Source organism: Neisseria sp. P0022.S010 (assembly GCF_051956635.1).
Window position 1 is genome coordinate 1 of sequence record NZ_JBQCXF010000519.1, and the last position, 2,056, is coordinate 2,056.

Genomic DNA, 2,056 nt, shown 5'->3' on the forward strand with positions numbered 1-2,056 from the left:
TAAATACATCGTTTAAGATTTCATGATACGTAATTAAATTATCTTTACTTCTTATCGCATTGGCAAAAGTATCTCCACCATATTTTTGAAACTCAATTAATAATAAATTGATCTCATCTTTTGTAAAATTTCTGTTTGATTCCTTTGCCAGAATCAAAACATCTTTAACCGTTGAATTTAGCGTACTACGCCCTTTACCAAAATTGGTTATAATATCAACTAAATCAATAATATGTTGTTTATCAACTGTCAAAAGAAAATCAACTAATTCTTGTCTTGCCATTTCACATCTCAAAATTTTCATTAAAAATATTTTTAGAATATTGCTATATTGAACCTAAAACCAATAAAGTTATGTAAGTTTCGTCTTAAACCAATGATATATATTGCCAGATAACATTGGTTATTCTAACAACCTTTTACTGTTTTCAGACGACCTCCACCGCCCCCAATTCCAACAACACCTGAAACCCATCATTGATATACCGCTGATCCGGTGCTTCGAGGAATGGGAATGCCGCCACATCGCCCAGTTTCAACGCTTCCATGCGCAGGATGACGGCGGCTAGGTTGCTGCGGACAATTTCGGGGTCGGTGAATTCGGTGCGGCTGTTGAAATCTTCTTCTGAAAACAGTCGGATACACACGCCTGCGGAGACGCGGCCACAGCGGCCGGAGCGTTGGCGGGCGGCGGCTTGGGAGATTTTTTCTACATGAAGCTGCTCCACTTTTGCCCGTGCGGAATAGCGTTTGACGCGCGCGAGGCCGGTGTCGATGACGTATTTGATGCCCGGCACGGTGAGCGAGGTTTCGGCGACGTTGGTTGCCAGCACGATGCGTCGTTTCGCGCCGGAGGGGTGAAAGATTTTGTGCTGTTCGGCGTGCGATAGGCGCGCGAACAGGGGCAGGATTTCGTCGTTGCGGCGCAGCGTGGATCTGCGCAGGGCTTCGGCGGCTTCGCGGATTTCGCGTTCACCCGGCAGGAACACCAAAATATCGCCTTCGCCGTGTCGCGCTAATTCGTCCGCCGCATCGACAATCGCGTCGGTCAGCTCTACTTCCGCGTCGTCTTCGTCTTTGCTGGTCAGCGGGTGGTAGAGGATTTCGACGGGATAGGTGCGCCCGCTCACTTCCAGCACGGGCGCGCCGTTGAAGTGTTTGGAGAAGCGTTCTGCGTCTATGGTTGCCGAGGTGATGATGACTTTTAAATCGGGGCGACGCGGCAGTAGCTGTTTCAGGTAGCCTAGCAGAAAGTCAATGTTCAGGCTACGTTCGTGCGCTTCGTCGATGATAATCGTGTCGTAGGCGGCGAGATAACGGTCGGTCTGCGTTTCCGCCAGCAGGATGCCGTCGGTCATCAGCTTGACGCAGGCATCGCGCGAGGTGTGGTCGGTAAAGCGCACTTTATAGCCGACCGCGTTGCCGATTTCGGATTTCAGCTCTTCGGCAATCCGCTCCGCCACCGATCGCGCAGCCAAACGGCGCGGCTGGGTATGCCCGATTAGCCCCGCTGCCCCGCGTCCGAGTTCCAAACAAATCTTGGGCAACTGCGTGGTTTTGCCCGAACCGGTTTCGCCGCAAATAATCGTTACCTGATTTTCGGCAATGGCTTTTTTGATTTCGTCGAGCTTTTCGTGAACGGGCAGGGTGTTGTCGAATTCGGGTTTGGGCAATGCGGCCAAACGCTTCAAAAAGATTTCGTGCGATTTTCGGTATTTTTCTTCGACTTTGGCCAAGCCGCCGTATTTGTTGGGATTTTTAAAGGCGGATTGCAGGAAATGGCGGTCTTTGGAGAGGGTTTGGGAGAGGTCGGGGTGGGGCATGATGGTGCAATAAATTGAATAATGTGAAAAGAATGGAATTATAGCAAAAGGCCGTCTGAAACTTGCTTGCTTTCAAGTTTCAGACGGCCTTTGTATGGATAAACCATTTTAGTCGGCGGCGTGCCAAGGTTTTTGCATACCGGCGTGGAAACTCGGTTTTTCTCCGCCCCACAAGGTGTCGATGTCGTAGAAGTCGCGCACGGCAGGGAGCATGACGTGGACAACGAGGTCGC

3 protein-coding genes are annotated in these 2,056 nt (G+C 50.1%); all 3 read right to left on the reverse strand.

Annotated elements, in window-relative coordinates:
• Positions 1–283 (reverse strand): hypothetical protein (locus ACTHUT_RS18880; RefSeq protein ID WP_440419395.1); only part of this gene is annotated, 283 nt, incomplete at its 3' end.
• Positions 284–428: 145 nt separating this feature from the next.
• Positions 429–1,823, reverse strand: a complete 1,395-nt coding sequence (gene hrpA, locus ACTHUT_RS18885) for an ATP-dependent RNA helicase HrpA (RefSeq protein ID WP_440419397.1) — start codon at positions 1,821–1,823, stop codon at positions 429–431.
• Between the two features lie 108 nt (positions 1,824–1,931).
• A partial coding sequence (locus tag ACTHUT_RS18890) for an RsfS/YbeB/iojap family protein (protein WP_440419398.1) occupies positions 1,932–2,056 on the reverse strand: 125 nt, incomplete at its 5' end.

What these genes read in the sequence shown, in the direction of transcription:
- hrpA (WP_440419397.1), bottom strand. Translation starts at nt 1,823, where the DNA reads ATGCCCCACCCCGACCTCTCCCAAACCCTCTCCAAAGACCGCCATTTC.